Source organism: Kosakonia sp., from assembly GCF_032104925.1.
Lineage (GTDB): Bacteria > Pseudomonadota > Gammaproteobacteria > Enterobacterales > Enterobacteriaceae > Kosakonia.
In genome coordinates this window covers 417,351-433,648 of sequence record NZ_DAMCGF010000002.1, presented here as the reverse complement: position 1 = coordinate 433,648, position 16,298 = coordinate 417,351, and the positions used below count along the sequence as shown (strand labels likewise).

The window sequence follows — 16,298 nt, the reverse complement described above, 5'->3', positions numbered from 1 at the left end:
CCTACCCACCCGCCTTGTCATTGGTCAAGTGCTGGTGCGGCAAGCGGCGGAGAGATCTCCAGCGCGCCGAGCGCCATCAGTAACGCGTCCACCTTTGGTAATAGCTGCTTGCGGCGCGGCCACACCAGCGTGAGCGCCAGCCCGTGCGGCTGGCATTGCGGCATAATTACCTGCAACTCGCCGCGCTGCACGTGCTCATGCACCAGCCAGGTCGGCATCTGCCCGACGCCTAATCCGGCGCAAAGCGCCTGCACCTGCGCATCGACATCGCCGAGCGCCATGCGATACGGCACGCGGCGCCACTCCGGGTGCCCGTCGGCGGTGGTAAATAACCACGGCTTGGTGCTGCCATCCACCCGCTCATAAAGAATAGCCCGGTGCTGCATCAGCTCCGCCTCATGTTGTGGCGTCCCGGCGCGTTGCAGGTAATCGGGCGCGGCGCAAAACACCATCTTTTCACGACCAATTTGCCGGCACCCCAGCGATGCGGGTAGATCGACGGTTTGCCCGATGCGTACAGCAACGTCGATTCCCTCATCGAACAGATCCACAAAACGATCGGAGAAAGTCAGGCTAAGATCAATTTCCGGGTGTTGCTGACAAAACGGGATCAGCAGCGGCATCACGCCCAGCCGCCCGTAGGTGTTTGGCACGGCGAGACGCAACCGCCCGGACGGAATGGTGCGGTGTGCCGCCAGCACCGACTCGGCTTCCGCCAGCTCCTCCAGGATACGAATGCAGGTCTGGTAATACGCGTTCCCGGCATCGGTGACTTCAAGACGACGCGTGGTGCGCTCCAGCAAACGCGAACCCAGCCGCGCTTCCAGACGGGCAACGCTTTTACTCACCGCCGAGCCGGTCAGATGCAGGCGTTCCGCCGCTGCGGTAAAACTCCCCTCTTCAACGCTGGCAACGAAGGGGACGATATCTTTCAGACGTTGATCGCTCATGGGATTAGTGAATTTAAGTTACGAATAATGTGAATTAATACCAGAGATAAGAAATTAATTCTCTATTAGCCTGTGAGGTAGACAAAACCCAGAGGAACATCTCATGCAGAAAAAAGCATTAATTGTCGGTATCAGCGGCGTGATTGGCCGGGCGCTGGCGGAGAAACTGCTGGCAGACGGCTGGCAGGTTACTGGTTTATCACGCGGGCGCGGCGCGGTTCCGGCGGGCTGTACCAGCCTGACGGCGGATTTAACCGACGCGGCGGCGGTCAACGAGGCGCTGAAAAGCGAGAAACCCGATGCGCTGTTCTTTAGCGTCTGGGCGCGCCAGGAGAATGAAAAAGCCAATATTCGCGTCAATGGCGCGATGGTGAAAAATGTCATTGATGCGCTGGGCGAACGCCTGGCCGGGGCGCATGTCGCGCTGGTCACCGGAATGAAACACTATCTTGGCCCGTTCGAAGCCTACGGCAAAGGCAATGTGCCGGTCACGCCTTTTCGCGAAGAGCAGGGCCGCCAGAACGTGGATAACTTCTACTATGCCCAGGAAGATGAAGTGTTCGCCGGGGCGAAAAAATACGGTTATCGCTGGAGCGTACATCGCCCGCACAGCATCATCGGGTATGCGCTCGGTAACGCCATGAACATGGGGCAGACGCTGGCGGTTTACGCCACGTTGTGCCGCGAAAAAGGGTGGCCGTTTATCTTCCCCGGCTCACCTGAGCAGTGGAACGGTGTCTCCGATGTGACCGACGCCGGTTTACTGGCGGAGCAGTTGAGCTGGGCGGCGGTGAGCGACGGTGGCGCGAACGAAGATTTTAATGCGGTGAATGGCGATGTGTTCCGCTGGAACTGGTTATGGCCGCGGCTGGCGGCTTATTTCGGCATTGAAGCGGCCGCCTTCCCGGCGAGCATGATGCCGCTGGAAGGGCGCATGCAAGAGGCGCAAGCCGCGTGGACAGAGATCGCGGACAAGTATCAACTGGCAGAATCAGACATCGGTAAACTGGCCTCCTGGTGGCATACGGATGCCGATCTCGGTCGCCCGATGGAAGCCTTCGCTGATATGAGCAAGAGCCGAAAAGCCGGGTTTACCGGTTATCGCAGCACGCTGGATTCCTTCACCGCGCTGTTTGACCGCCTGAAAGCGGAAAACATTATCCCACGCTAAAGCAGTATTTGCCCGGCAGCGCTGACATGCCGGGCAATTCCTCAATTTAGGTTCAACGCCGTCTGCGGCACTGTTCCGGCATTGCCCCTTGTTGCACCTCGCTATGCACCGCATTCCCCTGCCGGTTCACATACCGTAGTTGGCGGCGATATTGCTGTGCCGCAAAGTGACATTTTGCGCGGCCAATTCCGGCAAACCGCTAACGATCGTCGCGTCACTGGCGTTGGTGGCGGGGAGATACTAAATATCGACGCCGTTGATTTTCGGCGTTGCGGCAGCGCCTTGCGCATTTTCAAGTGGCGAAACCCGCATTGCCGGAAAAATATGCTGGTAGAAAACTCGTTGGCGCGGCCTGCGCCATAAAAGAGCCAACAGCGTCGCAGCACCAGCACCAGCACCAGCACCAGCACCAGCAGAGATTGATTCATTAGTCCTCAAACCCTAAGTAAATTTATAACAGCGACTTATGCGCAAATTTACTTTCTGGCAGGCACTGCGCGAGGCCTATGGTGCCAAAGTGTTTATGTCACCGTGGCTTATTCACCATTGGGTCACGGATTAATTACTTTTGGCGCGGAATCGGGCCACTTTTGCCCGGTTGCCGCACAGCGCCATGCTGCACCAGCGGCGGCGATGCGCTTTGGTCTTATCGTAAAACCACAGTGTGCAATCCGGGTGTTCGCACTGGCGAATATAGTCAAACTGCCCGTTTGCCAGTAACGCTGCCGCCTGTTCTGCGACCGGTGCCAGTGCTTGCTGCGGCGTATCAAGCAGGTATACGCGCTGCGTTTGCAGCGCGCCTTGCTCATCGACCACGAGGCGTAAGTGGCTTTGCGCCTGCGCCAGCCAGCCGTTCAGCTCATCCAGCGACAACTCCCGCCCGTGCTTTTTCTCTTCGACAAGCTGGCGGATCAACGCACGCAGCTTACGCGCCTCAGCCAGCAACTCTCCCGGCTTTGCCATCGCGTTAACCTGCAACCCGACATGCTGTAGCCACTGGCGCACATCGTCATCGGACTGCCAAAAGTCATGCGGCGATTTTTCCGCCATCGCCAGCGTGTTGATAAAATCCAGCGCCTGATCTTCAGCTATGAACCACGGGCCTTCCGCACCGGGTAACGTGGCTGCTGTCATCGTTGCTCTCCCCTGTTTCTCATTCTTCCGCATATTGTAACCGATAAAATATATTTTACACAGTTACATGCTTTCGCCATACTCAGCTTCGAAGTAACCCTATAAATTAACTTTTAACGGTTTCAAAAGAGGTGACGATATGGCTGCCAATACGCATTTCCCGGTTCGCTATCAGTATGCAGACGCCGATGGCGTCAAGGTGTTTTACCGTGAAGCCGGTAACCCGGAAAACCCGGTATTACTGCTGCTGCACGGTTTTCCCAGCTCTTCGCATCAGTTTCGCGAACTGATCCCGCTGCTGGCAGATAAGTTTCACCTTATCGCCCCGGATCTGCCCGGCTTCGGCTTTACCGAAGTTCCCGCTGAGCGCGATTACCGCTATAGCTTTGATGGGCTGGCAAACACGCTGATTGCTTTTGTCGATGCGCTGAATCTGCAACGTTTTGCCATGTATGTTTTTGATTACGGTGCGCCGACCGGATTGCGGCTGGCGCTGCATTATCCGCAGCGGGTGAGCGGGTTTATTTCGCAAAATGGCAATGCGTATCTGGACGGTTTAGGCGACGCATGGGCGCCGGTACAGGCTTACTGGCACGCGCCGACCGCGGAAAACCGGCAGGTCGTTCACGATGCGATCCTCAATCTGGAAGGGACAAAATGGCAGTACCTGCACGGTGTGCGCGACCCTGAAACTGTCGCTCCGGAAGGTTATCAACTGGATACATTACTGATGGAGCGCCCTGGAAATAAAGCGATCCAGCTGGATCTGTTTCTTGATTACGCCAACAACCTGAAGCGCTACCCGGAGTTTCAGGCCTTTTTCCGCACCCACCAGCCACCCGCGCTGATTATCTGGGGCGAGCACGATCCGTTTTTTATCCCGCCAGGCGCGCACGCTTATAAACGCGATAATCCAAATGCGGTGGTCGAGCTGCTTGATACCGGGCATTTCGCACTGGAAACCCATGTTGGCTACATTGCCCAACGCATTCGTGATGTGATCGGTAACGCGATTGGCTAAGAAACCGGTGCGCCCCGCGTGGTGGGCGCACCGATTTTGCTTACGCACGCGTCTGAAACATCAGCGTGTCGGACGTAAACGAGCCATCGTCGCCAATAAGAAAGTGTGCTTTCACCTCGTCCGAGGTTTGGTTTTGCAGGTAGCGGATCGCCGCGCGCAATACCTCCGGCGTATTCATGCGCTCCACCCAGGAGTGATATTCCAGCGCCAGCCGATCAGAAACCATCTTCTCAACCTGCATGCCGCTTTGCTGCGTCATTTGCAGCCACTCGGCTGGCGAGTAGTTACGTACGTGGGACGGATCGCGAAGCACTTCAATGGTTTGCAGCCAGATATCCAGCACCGGTCGGCCAGGCGAAGCGATATCCATCAGGATAAATTTCCCGCCGGGTTTCAGCACACGTTTTACTTCGCGCAGCGCCAGCGCGACATCATGCCAGTGGTGCGCCGAGTAGCGGCTGATTACCACGTCAAATGTATTGTTGGCAAAGGGCAGCTTTTCCGCCGCGCCGTGTGCGGTAGTGATGTTGTGTAACTGACGATCGCTCGCCGCCTGGCGCACTACCGCCAACATTTTTTCCGATAAGTCATACGCTGTTACCTCGCGCACCACGACTGCGGCGGCAAAACTGGCATGCCCGGCACCGCAGCCTAAATCCAGCAGCGAGGCATCCGCATCAGTACTCAGCCACTCGACCAGACGCACTAAATCTGCGCCTTGCGCATGCACCTGGCTTGTCAAGTAGGCCTGGGCCTGGTCGCCAAACTGCTTTTTTGTTAACTCATGATGATTAACCGACATTCTCTTTTTCCTTTTTAGCACGACAAAAAGTTGCTCTTTGGCGACTATACGACCGCCTTTATAGGGGTACAATATGTGTACTTATACTGGTATTAATGAGTACCCCCCATGGAAAGTACCTTATTTGCCGGGCCGAAAACCCTTGGCACTTTTTTGCGATCGCAGCGGGAAAATACCGCGCCTGCAGATATTGGCTTGCCGGCGCAAGGGCGGCGGCGCACGCGTGGATTGCGGCGGGAAGAAGTGGCGCAACTTAGCGGCATTAGCACCACCTGGTATACGTGGATTGAACAAGGGCGGGATATTGTTGTTTCGCCGCAAACCCTGTCGAATATCGCCAACGTGTTAAAAATGAGCGCTGCAGAGCGCAAGTATTTGTTTCATCTGGCGCTGCAAAACGACCCGCAGGAAGAGCACGTCATTACCGTCGAACCTGCTGTGCTGGCCACGGTGAATCAGATGGCCTGCCCCTGCTATTTGCTGGATTTGACCTGGAATATGCTGGCGTGGAATACACCCGCTGAGACACTGTTCAGCGGCTGGCTGGATAAGGATACCCAACCGAATATGATGAGTTTTATGTTTCGCCACCCGCTGGCGCAAACGCTGGTTGTCAACTGGGAAACGCGCGCCAGCCGGATTGTCGCCGAGCTACGCGCGGACGCGATGCACTACCCGCACGACAAAGGACTGAACCAGTTTGTGCAGAGTCTGAGTAACGACAGCGAACTGTTTCGCGCGTTCTGGTCGCGCCAGCAAGTGGTGGTGCGTGAGGGTGGCGAGCGCGTTTTTCATCATCCGCAACAAGGCGAGTTGCACTACCGGCAGATGACCTGGCAGCTAACCAGCAACCGTTCGATCAAAATGATTATGTTAATGGACGAGTAATTCGGGCGCGGATTCTGTATATCGCAGAAAAAAATGGAGTTTATTGCTCGACATAAAAAAAACAGGCCAGAAAACTGACCTGTTTTTTTATTATTTACGGAATTCCAGTGGCGCCTGGCTGGCCTGAACAAATGCGGCGATATTATCAAATGTGGTCATTGCTGATTTGCAAAAAATACATTTGGCACCTGCCGGATTTTTCTCAGTTATATCAAAGCTGGAAATTCGGTATTGCGACCCGTGACAGCACGGGCAGCGAAAATGAATACGATTAATAATTCTAAATCCTTAGCGCGGAACCACGTTGGCCGCAGCCGGACCTTTCGGGCCGTTCTCAATAGTAAACTCAACCTCTTGATTTTCTTCAAGAGTACGGAATGCATTGCTCTGGATAGCGGAGAAATGTACGAATACATCTTTGCTGCCATCTTTCGGAGTAATGAAACCGAAGCCTTTCTCAGCGTTAAACCATTTAACGATACCGTTCATTTTAGTAGACATGCTTATTACCTTCTTTTTGTTCGCCGAATGCGGCAGTAATGGTCTGAGACATTATTTTTATCAGAGTGTAAAGCGAAGACCCAAAAAGAAGTAGCAAGGAGGTACTTAGAGATGAGAAAGACTTTAGTGAACTGCTGGAGATAATGATTTATCAAACCGACGACGCATTAACGCATGGTTGCATTGACAGCGCAAGCACTATTTTAAAAATATTTGTCAGTAAAACGTTATCAGCAGATTAACGTGCTGTTCTGTTTGCTTCTCAGGGATTCAATCCCGGCAAAGGGGTTTGTGTGAAGTGGATCGCACAAATGCGCTTACCATCCGGCTATTATCAATACTAGTATGGTAGTTAAGCAAAACGTTTAAGGGTGGTAATGAGCATGCAAATGACAATGCGCTGGTTTGGTCCAGTTGAAGACAAAATTCCGCTGGAGCACATCCGGCAAGTTCCCGGCGTCGAAGGTGTCGTTGGCGCGCTTTATGATGTTCCGGTTGGCGACGTGTGGCCCAAAGAGAAAATCCGCGCGCTTGCCGATCAGGTTCATCAGGCTGGTTTAAAAATGGAAGTCATTGAAAGCGTTAACATTCACGATGATATCAAAATTGGCCTGCCCAGCCGCGAGCAGCTAATTGCCAACTACCAGCAAACTATTCGCAACCTGGCGGAAGTCGGCGTCAAGGTGATTTGCTATAACTTCATGCCGGTTTTCGACTGGATGAAAACCGACATGAACTATGTTCTGCCAGACGGTTCACTCACCATGGCGTTCGAGAAAAAAGGCATCGATAAAACTCTTGATGAAGTCGTGAAAGAGGTGCTGGAGAATTCCAACGGTTTCGCCCTGCCCGGATGGGAGCCAGAAAGGCTTGCAAAAGTGCAGGAGCTGTTTGCCAAATATAAAGATGTCGACGACGCGAAATTGCGCGAAAACCTGGTGTATTTCCTTAAACGTATTATTCCGGTGTGTGAAGAAGTCGGCATAAAAATGGCCATTCATCCGGACGATCCGCCGTATTCTATTTTTGGGCTGCCGCGTATTGTAAAAAACCGCGACGATCTCGACTGGATTTGTAATGCGGTGGATTCAGAAGCCAATGGTATTACATTATGCACTGGCTCCATTGCTGAAGATCCGGATAATAATGTCTACCAAATCCTCGCAGAATTTACCCGCCGCAAACGTATTCACTTTGCCCACGTTAGAAATATTAAGCTCATTAAAGATAAAGATTTTTATGAGTCTGCGCATTTATCCCGCTACGGCTCGCTGGATATGTTCCAGATAATGAAATCACTTTACGATAACGGCTTTGATGGTTATATCCGCCCCGACCACGGGCGCTTTATCTGGGGCGAAACCGGGCGTCCGGGCTACGGGCTTTACGACCGCGCCCTCGGTGTCACCTACCTGCACGGTTTGTGGGAAGCACTCGAAAAACAACATTAATAAAATGTCATTCAGGCCGGTGACTCCACCGGCTTTCATGTAAGGCAAATCCGAAAGGTATTCTCTATGTCCCCGTTGTTAGCGCTATTTTGGGTGCTGGTTGGTATTGCACTCCTGGTCGTTATGAACCTTAAATATAAATTCCACAATATTTTCGCCTTGCTGATTGCAGGGATATTTGTTGCGATCATGGAAGGTATTCCGCTGGATAAAATTGTCACGGTTATTCAGGACGGTCTGGGAAGTATTCTCGGCCATCTTGCATTGATTATTATATTTGGCGCTATCATCGGTAAATTCATGACCGAATCTGGTGCCAGCCAGCGGATTGCGGATAGCGTTATTGAACGCTGCGGAACACGTTTTCTTTCGGTCGGGCTGATGTTTATCGGCGTTATTTTTGGCATCGCCATGTTTTATGAAGTGGCATTTCTTATTGCAATGCCGCTGGTGCTGAATATCGCTAAAAAAGCCAATATTCCGTATATGAAATTAGTGGTGCCCACCGTGGTTGGCGCGACCATGGGACACAGCCTTTTCCCGCCGCAGCCCGGCCCGGTCGCGCTCATCAGCGCATTCAACGCCGACATTGTACAGGTCTATCTGTACGGCATTTTAGTGATTATCCCGGCGCTGTTTTGCGCGGGCATTCTGCTGCCCAAATACCTGTCGGGGATTAACGCGATTCCGTTGAATTCGCTACTGAAACCGGTCGAAGAGAAAACCGCGCAGGATTTGCCACCGTTCAGCATCAGCATTCTGATCCCGCTGATCCCGGCGGTACTAATGATTGTCGCGTCGATTATCAAAGGGTTAATGCCCGCAGGCTCGGAGCTGGTAAAAGTCTGCACCTTCTTTGGCAGCGCGGAAATCAGCATGCTGTTAGCCACGCTGGCGGCAATCTGGTTTCTTGGCATCAAGCGTGGGATGTCAGCAGAAGGCGTCACCCACTGCGCCAGCGACGCGATTGCGAAAATCGCCAATGTGCTGTTTGTCATCAGCGCCGGCGGCATTCTGAAACAGGTGATTGTAGTTTCCGGTGTGGGGAACCATATCGTGGACATTATGAGTCACGTCCCGCTGTCGCCGTTTATCGTGGCGTGGATAATCACGGCGATAATCCGCATTCTCACCGGACAGGGCGCCGTCGCGGCCATCACCTCGGCGGGTATCGTTGCGCCGATGGTCAGCGCGTTTCACCTCAATCCGGCACTGATGTGCCTGGCCGTTGCCTGCGGCAGCAACACCATCACACTGATGTACGACGGCGGTTTTCTGCTGTTTAAAGAGACGTTCGGCATTTCGATGAAAGACACCTTCAAAACCTGGGGGCTGCTGGAGTTAATAAACTCGGTGGTCGGCTTAGGTATGGTTCTGCTGCTCAGCCTGTTTATCGCGTAGCGGATGAAAACCGACGGGGACAAGGATGTGCCCGTCCCCTTCTCTTTCGAGAAAAGTGATGCTAGGTTTACAGATCTCTGCAATTCATCAGGCTCGCCAATGTAACGACATTTTCTTTGTGAACATACCTTTGCACCGTGCGCTGTATGCCGCACGCGGTTTTCTGTTTACGTGAGAATGTCGACAATGAACACATTATTGATGGTTCTGGTGCGCGCGCTGCGCCAGCACCGCTGGCTGTGCTTGTTTGGTAGTGCCTATCTTTTTTCTTCTATCGGCAATGGGTTAACGCAAACCCTGATCCTTGGTCAGTTATTACGCTGGCATGCCTCCCCGGCAACGCTCACGCTGAGCTATATGCTGGCTACGCTACCCGGTTTTTTTGGCAGTTTATTAGGGGAATACGGGTGCCGGCGTGTTTCGCCGCTGCACTTACTGTTGCTGTGTGAGCTAATTGGCCTTGCCGGGCTGCTTTTCCCCCTCTACGGCTTGCTGGCGCACAGCATTCCCGCGCTGCTTGCAGTGCAATCACTCGAAGCATTTGCCGCCGGGTTATCCTGGCCTGCCATGAGTCTGGTTTTTAAACGGGGTTTAAGCGCAAACGAACTGCCGGCGGCGACCAGTATGGAAACCGTGATTTTCGCCTCTCAGGTGTTGTTGGGCGCAGGTGCCGGCGTGGTGCTTTTTGACCGGGTATCACCGTTGTCACTGCTGTCAATCGATGCCATCAGTTTCGTGTTGTCTACGGTGTTGCTATGCGCCACGGCACGTTACCTGCCGCAGGTAAGCCACGAGGATCGCCACGAAAAGAGGGTAATCCTGCGCTGGCATCATTTACCGGTCATTCAAAAACGCAGCTTGTTGTTGTTACCGGCGCTTGCCGCCGTTGGCGCGCCGGCAATGGCGTTGCTCCCGGCGCTGATACAGCAAATGCGTCCCGCTGAAACCACTGAGCTTGCGCTGCCGCTTATCTTTGCGCGCAGCCTGGGCCAGCTTTGTGGCCCGCTGCTGCTAAAGGCCGATAACCTCAAACGCTATGCCAGCCATAACCGGTATCTCGTCGGCTGTTTACTGGCCTTTCTGGCAGCTTACTGTGTGCTGCCGGGTTTAACATCCTTTCCTGAAATCGCGCTGCTCATCATCTTTGCCGCTCATCTGGCGTCGAATATGGTCTTTGCCGTCGGGACATTCGGCTTGTTGCACAATTTCCATGCCGATACCGTTCCCACCGCTACGGCAAAAGTATGGCGCTGGCAATCATGCTGCGCCGCCGTGGCGACACTGATTGCCGCCTTACTGGCGGCAAAATGGGGGGCAGCGCAGGCGTTATATACAGTTTCATTCAGCACGCTGGCGCTGGTGATGATGGTGCTGCTGCGCTATCGCAGCTGATTTATGTGAGCACAGCGTCATTCTGGCTGAGCTGCCATCAGATAAGGCGTGTAGTGAGGCTGGCTATTGTATTTCGGCTGGATAAGCAGCCTGGCGAAACCTGAACGTTGTCTGCGTTTCGCTCCCTGCGTTTTACGCGGCGCAGGGAGCGGATGGGTGAGTTAATACGGGTTTTGCAGCCCTCCTGCACGGTCAGTGGACTGACGGCGTTTTTTTCTGCTCATCAAGGGAAAAGAACGCCACAACATCGGCCAGCTGCTGCGCGTACTGATCCATGCTTTGCGCGATTCCCGCCGACTGCTCGACGAGCGCTGCATTTTGCTGCGTGGCTCTATCCATCTCGTTGAGCGCAACTGCCACCTGGTTCACACCGGTGCGCTGCTCTTCGGAGGAGTGGGTAATCTCATTCATAATGGCGCTAACTTGCGATATTGAATCCACCACGTCTTCCATCGCTTTCGCTGCATCCTGAACTTGATTCGCGCCAGCGCTGACATCGTGCATTGAGCCCTGGATGAGCGAATTGATCTCATCGGCGGCTTCAGCGCTTCGTCTCGCCAGGCTACGCACTTCGCTTGCCACCACGGCAAATCCTCGCCCACGCTCCCCGGCACGTGCTGCCTCTACGGCGGCATTCAGCGCCAGAATATTCGTCTGATGCGCGATACCATTAATGACATGGTTAATCTCTGCAATATGCGCCGTGCTTTGTTCAATTTTTTTCATCCCGGCGATCACGATCGACATGGACTGTGCGCCAGCTTGCGCGATTTCATTGGCTTTTGCCGCTAACATATTCGCCTGATGAGCATGCTCGGTGTTACCGACAACGGTAGTTTTTATCTCTTCCATGCTGGCGGCGGTCTGTTGTAAAGCGCTGGCCTGCTGTTCAGTACGTGAAGCGAGATCGTGATTGCCGCTGGCCATTTCGCCGGAGATTAATTTTATCTGCGCGGCCGATGTCTTAAGCGAAGCGGTGATTTTTGTCAGCGATGCTCTCATTCCATCAAGTTCATGGTGCACCCCATTAATATCGCCACCGCTATTATCAGCGTCGTGATGCAAATCCCCTTGCGATATCCTATGAATATTCTTTTTGATTGTATTGGTAATACTCAAAAATTCATTGCGCAATATAAAGAACAAAATCACTGATGCAATTAAAAACGCAGATAATGTGGTTATGATAGTGATAACCGTAAATCTATGGGCAGAAGCTACATAATCCTGCGTGCCCTGAACATCATATTTGACGATTAATCCACGAAAATTCCTGGCCAGCTTATTAAACGTATTAACATTTTCACGCGTTGGCTCTTGTTTAATCGACTCAATAGCTGAGGTGAGTTCCCGCGTCATTTTCACGCCACTTTCGGTCTTGACCGGCGCAACCTGAAGAAAACCGTTATAGGCTCTGGTAACCTCTGCCAGCGCCGCACTTCTCTGCGTCGCTGGCAGGCCATCAAGCTGCAAACGTGCACTCGTCTGAGCAAGCGCATCATATTGATAAAACCCGAGAGCTAAGCCCCTCACGCTCTCTTTGATATTGTTCAGAGCGAGCAGCGAATAGCCCGAAACAAATAAAAGCGAAGTAAAAAGAATCACGTAGGAAAATATAACGGTATATTTTAATCTTCCCTTCTTTACAGACATACCCCATCCTTGATTCATCAAGTAAATTTCAATTTGTTTCACCATGAATAAAGCACAAGGAAAAACGCATACTGCAACGATAAACGCAGTCTGCGCCCAATGGGTTATTCAGGATTATTAGCAACGCTAACATATACTCCTTCACCCATAAGGAAACAACTATTTTGCCAAAAATGAATAAATTCTGAAAATGCGAATTAATAAAGCGAAAAAACTAAAAGCTATTTACTGGATTGCATATCAAAAATACCGGCGTTGCCGGTATTTTTATTTACGCACGGATATCGTCATATTCGCGTGTGTTGTCAAACTCATGTTTGGCAAAGGGACACAACGGGATGATTTTACGGTTTTCCGCACGCATTTTTTCCACCACTCGCGCGACCAGCTGCTTACCTACGCCTTGCCCTTTAAGACTCGGATCCACATCCGTATGTTCAATAATGCTTAAATGCTCGCCGGTGGGAACGAAGACGATTTCAGCAACCTGCGTTCCCTGGGCGTCATTAACATAAAACTTGTTGTGGCCTTCCAGAATTTCCATGGTTTTCTCACTTAGTTGTGGCGGTACTTCAGCGCACCGCTCGGGCAGGTATCAATGACTTTCACCACCGTTGCGACATCCACTTCATCGGGAATGATCCACGGTTTGCGTTTCAGGTTAAAAAGCTTCGCGCTGCCGCGTACGCAGTTTCCCGCGTGCTGACAGACCGCAGTATTGAAATAAACGTCAATCTTTTCACCGGTATAGACGCGGTAACCCGCGTCCAGCAGTTCCTTATCCATGACATTGCCCCTGTTCTTTTTGGTGTTGGAAAAGTAAGCATAGCCGCTCTACTTTTACGCACCCTCCGGCGTTTAATCAATAACGAACGATACGAAACCCTTCTTGTTCAGTCGGTTCGACAAAGTAGCGGGTAATAAGCGCAAACTGCTCGTCGGTAGCGGCAAAATCGTGGTCGCCTGCGGTATTTCGCTGGCGTAAACGCGCCTTGCAAATCTCATCGCTAACCGGCAAGTAGTGCAACAAATGCGGCGCGCCGGATTCGTTAACGATCGACATCATCCACTGGCGACTGGCCAGCGTGTTGGCGGGAAAATCGAGAACTACATTAACGCCTGCACGCAGTAGCGCGATGGCATGCGGCTTGATGGCGGATTTTAATTTTGCCGAGTAGAAAACGTAGTCCTCAACGGTGGTCATCGCGTCCTTAAATAACAACGATAACCAGCTATCTTCGCTCAGCACCACCGTGCACGGTGCTTTTGCCAGCTCGCTGGCAAGCGTCGATTTACCCGATGCGATTTTGCCGCACAGAAGATGGAGTGTTGCAGAAGAAGCGGAACAAACATTCATAACATCACCTCGCAGGTTGCTGCCAGCAAGGCCCCGCCGTGCTGGCGGGAAAAGGACAAACGTTATCCCACCGGTCGATTGACGGTGCAAATAATGCTCGCAATAGATAAATGGGGTGAATATTTAACAGGCATACTGGCAACGTAGCAGCAAACCTGCTCCGTTGCCAACGGTTTGTATGGGTGGGGCTTATAGCCAGCCCCATCGTGGTTAGCCGATCAACAGCAGGCAGGAGAGATCATCGCCACCGTTTATCGTATCGATCGCGGCATCCATGCGTTTGTTGATGGTGCTGTTATGCATGGTTTTTTCAGAAAAACTGGCGATCGTTTTCATCACCAGTGGCTGGTCTATCTCAACATGCAGCGACTGTACGCTGAGGAACGTTTTGAGATAAAAATAGTCCATAACGATGCGATAAAACTGACGCAATATTGTCGCCGTATTCGTGCCGGGAAAATCGCTTTCATAAAGCTTATACAGTAAGTAGTTTCGCAGCACATGCGGTTCACCCAGACAGGAATGCTTGCACAATTGCTCCCACTGCTGATCAAGAGCGGCAAACTTCTCACTCAGCACCGACGCTTTCGTCTCTGGCGTAATTGCCAGATATTCAGCAACTTGCAGGTGCCCTTGTGATATCAGCGGATCGCGCGAAGCGTATTTCGCCACATGTTTACCCATCACGGTTAACGCATCGACTTTCATACTGGCCGCGCGAACAGTATTTTGCGCACGAAGCAGCGTTCGACCGTTCTGTAGTTCATCGATCAGCCCTGCATAAAAGTTTTCCACTTCAGCCAGATTATTCTGCAGATCAAAGTTGAGCATTTGCAGATAGAGAATAAATTGCGCCAGCGCCATCAAATTCTCTTCAATATTGTTGCTCTGCGCCTGAACCAGATTCCAGGCGAAAAGATGTATCAGATGGCCCACCTGGTCTCGCGGCTTTTGCTGCTGCAGTAATTTTACTTTTGAGCGGGCAACCAGCGTGCTTTTCTCTTGCAGCAGCATGCTTTGCGGGTCGAAAAGCACCTGGCGTACCACTTCCGGGCAGGAGAGCGTCATGCTAAAGCGTACTTCATCGGCATATTTGCGTACACCACGCGGATAGGTTGAGCATGTAGGGGATAACGCTTTTTCACCTAAATCACGGTGAACCATGCAAAGCCGGTTTTCATCAACAAACGGGCACTGCTTATCCTCATTCAATTTAATGACCGAATATTCATTTTTGCCGTTATGAACCGTGATTAAATTCTCTTTCGCAATGGCTGCAATAACAGGATTGGATGAGGACAGATAACGTTGATGCGTTTTCTTATCAATATTTATTTTCCAGCTACGGCAGCAGGAAATTAAACAATCCGGACCAACGCATTTGAATTTATCAAAGAAAACAGGTGTCACTGTTTTATGGTGTCGCATAATACATTCTTTATAAATGAAAAGCAGAAAGTTACACGACAAAAGTCAATATCAAAAGTTGCATAAGCGCGCACAATATTCAGCATTTCACCACATGGTTCCGCGCGCTTAAAATCCTGGAGTTAGCTCCATCTGCGAAATGATATTTCCACTGTCGTTAAGATTCTGCTCAACAGAGGTAACATCGTTGCGCTCATTGCCAGACGCGTTTCCCTCTTCCCGCATTTTGCTTTTAATCAGCGACAGCAGCGATTTTAGCTCCCGGAGCGCTTCTTTCAGGGAACGGGCATCTTCCTGACGCTGGCTGGCGTTTTGTAGCGTATTGATAACGTTATCGATAGTAGATTGTACGCCCGCGATCTCTGCCGACTTTTCTTTTTCGGTCGGATTTTCTTCGTCGCTCACTTCAGGGTCAGAGGCGGCCTGGGCTTTTATGGCAGATTCATCGCTTTCACCGGTAGAAGCTTGTGCTGCGTCAGAAGCGTTAGCATCGGCACCATTGCCTGCATCAGTGTTATCACTCTGACCTAGCTGGGAAGCGAGTTGTCCAAGCTGAGACGATAGCTGTTTGAGCTGTTTCATAATGTAGCCCCCGGAGCCGCCAAACAACATGGCCAGCGCTTTCAGGCGGGCGATTTCCCGTTTCAATGCCTCAAGTTTTGCGCGCGCATTCGCTTTACTGTTCTGGGCATTTTCCTGCGTAAAGCGATTAAGCGTGGTGAGGTTTTCCTGCAAATTTTCGTAATACTCTTTCGCCTGCGGGCTGAGCGTCACGATGCTGGCAGGCGTGGGGTTAACGGTTTCACTGGTGCGGGTGGCCTCCTGAGTACGAACCGTTCCTCCTTTGGCGGAAGAGAATACGTAAAGATCGAGAGAGCCAGTAAACGTGGGGCGAAGCATGCGCAATACTCCTGAAGTCCATTGCTCATATTAACGGCAGCAGGGAATAAAACTTTATGCGTAAAAACGTGATAACAGGCGTTCATGCTCTAACAGAGAACCTCACGCAACACCTGAAATGCCTCTTCTGATGCTATTTAAAAATCAGAATTTAACGTAAGCATATTCTCTATAAAAATCAGGATACGTGTTTGTAGAATAATCCCCCGGCAGGAGAGTGAAAAAAACCAAACTTAGAGGAGAGAAATA

Annotated in this window: 17 protein-coding genes; 6 read left to right on the top strand and 11 right to left on the bottom strand. The window is 51.8% G+C overall.

The features are described 5' to 3' along the window. Positions 1-17: 17 nt before the first annotated feature. Positions 18-950, bottom strand: a complete 933-nt coding sequence (locus RT644_RS05130) for a LysR family transcriptional regulator (protein ID WP_020455101.1) — start codon at positions 948-950, stop codon at positions 18-20. Positions 951-1,053: 103 nt separating this feature from the next. Between RT644_RS05130 and RT644_RS05125 the strand changes: the two genes are divergently transcribed. Beyond that, complete coding sequence (locus RT644_RS05125; RefSeq protein ID WP_313626070.1) at positions 1,054-2,121, top strand: SDR family oxidoreductase; 1,068 nt, start codon at positions 1,054-1,056, stop codon at positions 2,119-2,121. A gap of 558 nt (positions 2,122-2,679) precedes the next feature. On the opposite strand, the gene RT644_RS05120 is transcribed toward RT644_RS05125, so the two are convergent. Then, on the bottom strand, positions 2,680-3,255 hold the full coding sequence (locus RT644_RS05120; protein ID WP_313626069.1) for an ABATE domain-containing protein: 576 nt from the start codon (positions 3,253-3,255) through the stop codon (positions 2,680-2,682). A 139-nt stretch (positions 3,256-3,394) separates the two neighbouring features. Between RT644_RS05120 and RT644_RS05115 the strand changes: the two genes are divergently transcribed. Next, positions 3,395-4,276, top strand: a complete 882-nt coding sequence (locus RT644_RS05115) for an alpha/beta fold hydrolase (RefSeq protein ID WP_160268771.1) — start codon at positions 3,395-3,397, stop codon at positions 4,274-4,276. Between the two features lie 40 nt (positions 4,277-4,316). Here the strand turns inward: RT644_RS05115 and RT644_RS05110 are convergent, their stop codons facing one another. Then, positions 4,317-5,126: a class I SAM-dependent methyltransferase gene (locus RT644_RS05110; protein ID WP_409521832.1), complete on the bottom strand. Its 810-nt coding sequence runs from the start codon at positions 5,124-5,126 to the stop codon at positions 4,317-4,319. A 60-nt stretch (positions 5,127-5,186) separates the two neighbouring features. Here RT644_RS05110 and RT644_RS05105 point away from each other — a divergent pair, with 60 nt between their 5' ends. Beyond that, positions 5,187-5,966, top strand: a complete 780-nt coding sequence (locus RT644_RS05105; RefSeq protein WP_313626067.1) for a helix-turn-helix transcriptional regulator — start codon at positions 5,187-5,189, stop codon at positions 5,964-5,966. Positions 5,967-6,056: 90 nt separating this feature from the next. On the opposite strand, the gene RT644_RS05100 is transcribed toward RT644_RS05105, so the two are convergent. Next, positions 6,057-6,245, bottom strand: a complete 189-nt coding sequence (locus RT644_RS05100) for a cold-shock protein (RefSeq protein WP_071925288.1) — start codon at positions 6,243-6,245, stop codon at positions 6,057-6,059. Between the two features lie 9 nt (positions 6,246-6,254). Next, the gene (gene cspA / locus RT644_RS05095) at positions 6,255-6,467 is read right to left on the bottom strand and encodes an RNA chaperone/antiterminator CspA (RefSeq protein WP_017457639.1); all 213 of its coding nucleotides are present in this window, start codon (positions 6,465-6,467) and stop codon (positions 6,255-6,257) included. Between the two features lie 383 nt (positions 6,468-6,850). On the opposite strand from cspA, the gene uxuA reads away from it, so the two are divergent. The 3 genes from uxuA to RT644_RS05080 all read left to right on the top strand — a co-directional run bounded on the left by uxuA (position 6,851) and on the right by RT644_RS05080 (position 10,711). Then, a complete protein-coding gene (uxuA, locus tag RT644_RS05090; protein ID WP_044489729.1) occupies positions 6,851-7,918 on the top strand; it encodes a mannonate dehydratase in 1,068 nt (355 codons plus the stop codon). Positions 7,919-7,984: 66 nt separating this feature from the next. After that, the gene (locus tag RT644_RS05085) at positions 7,985-9,319 is read left to right on the top strand and encodes a gluconate:H+ symporter (RefSeq protein WP_313626066.1); all 1,335 of its coding nucleotides are present in this window, start codon (positions 7,985-7,987) and stop codon (positions 9,317-9,319) included. A 186-nt stretch (positions 9,320-9,505) separates the two neighbouring features. Next, entirely contained in the window at positions 9,506-10,711 is a 1,206-nt protein-coding gene (locus RT644_RS05080) for an MFS transporter (protein ID WP_313626065.1), read from the top strand. Positions 10,712-10,903: 192 nt separating this feature from the next. Here RT644_RS05080 and RT644_RS05075 read toward each other — a convergent pair whose 3' ends face one another. From RT644_RS05075 to RT644_RS05050, 6 genes are all read right to left on the bottom strand, one after another. Beyond that, a complete protein-coding gene (locus tag RT644_RS05075) occupies positions 10,904-12,364 on the bottom strand; it encodes a methyl-accepting chemotaxis protein (RefSeq protein ID WP_313626064.1) in 1,461 nt (486 codons plus the stop codon). Between the two features lie 271 nt (positions 12,365-12,635). After that, complete coding sequence (locus RT644_RS05070) at positions 12,636-12,908, bottom strand: GNAT family N-acetyltransferase (protein ID WP_020455113.1); 273 nt, start codon at positions 12,906-12,908, stop codon at positions 12,636-12,638. 11 nt (positions 12,909-12,919) lie between these two features. Next, positions 12,920-13,150, bottom strand: a complete 231-nt coding sequence (gene yjdI / locus RT644_RS05065; RefSeq protein ID WP_017457634.1) for a 4Fe-4S mono-cluster protein YjdI — start codon at positions 13,148-13,150, stop codon at positions 12,920-12,922. Positions 13,151-13,226: 76 nt separating this feature from the next. Further along, entirely contained in the window at positions 13,227-13,721 is a 495-nt protein-coding gene (locus RT644_RS05060) for an ATP-binding protein (RefSeq protein WP_313626063.1), read from the bottom strand. 210 nt (positions 13,722-13,931) lie between these two features. Then, positions 13,932-15,149: a flagellin lysine-N-methylase gene (gene fliB, locus RT644_RS05055; RefSeq protein WP_313626062.1), complete on the bottom strand. Its 1,218-nt coding sequence runs from the start codon at positions 15,147-15,149 to the stop codon at positions 13,932-13,934. Between the two features lie 108 nt (positions 15,150-15,257). Beyond that, entirely contained in the window at positions 15,258-16,049 is a 792-nt protein-coding gene (locus tag RT644_RS05050; RefSeq protein ID WP_313626061.1) for a hypothetical protein, read from the bottom strand. Positions 16,050-16,298: the final 249 nt, after the last annotated feature.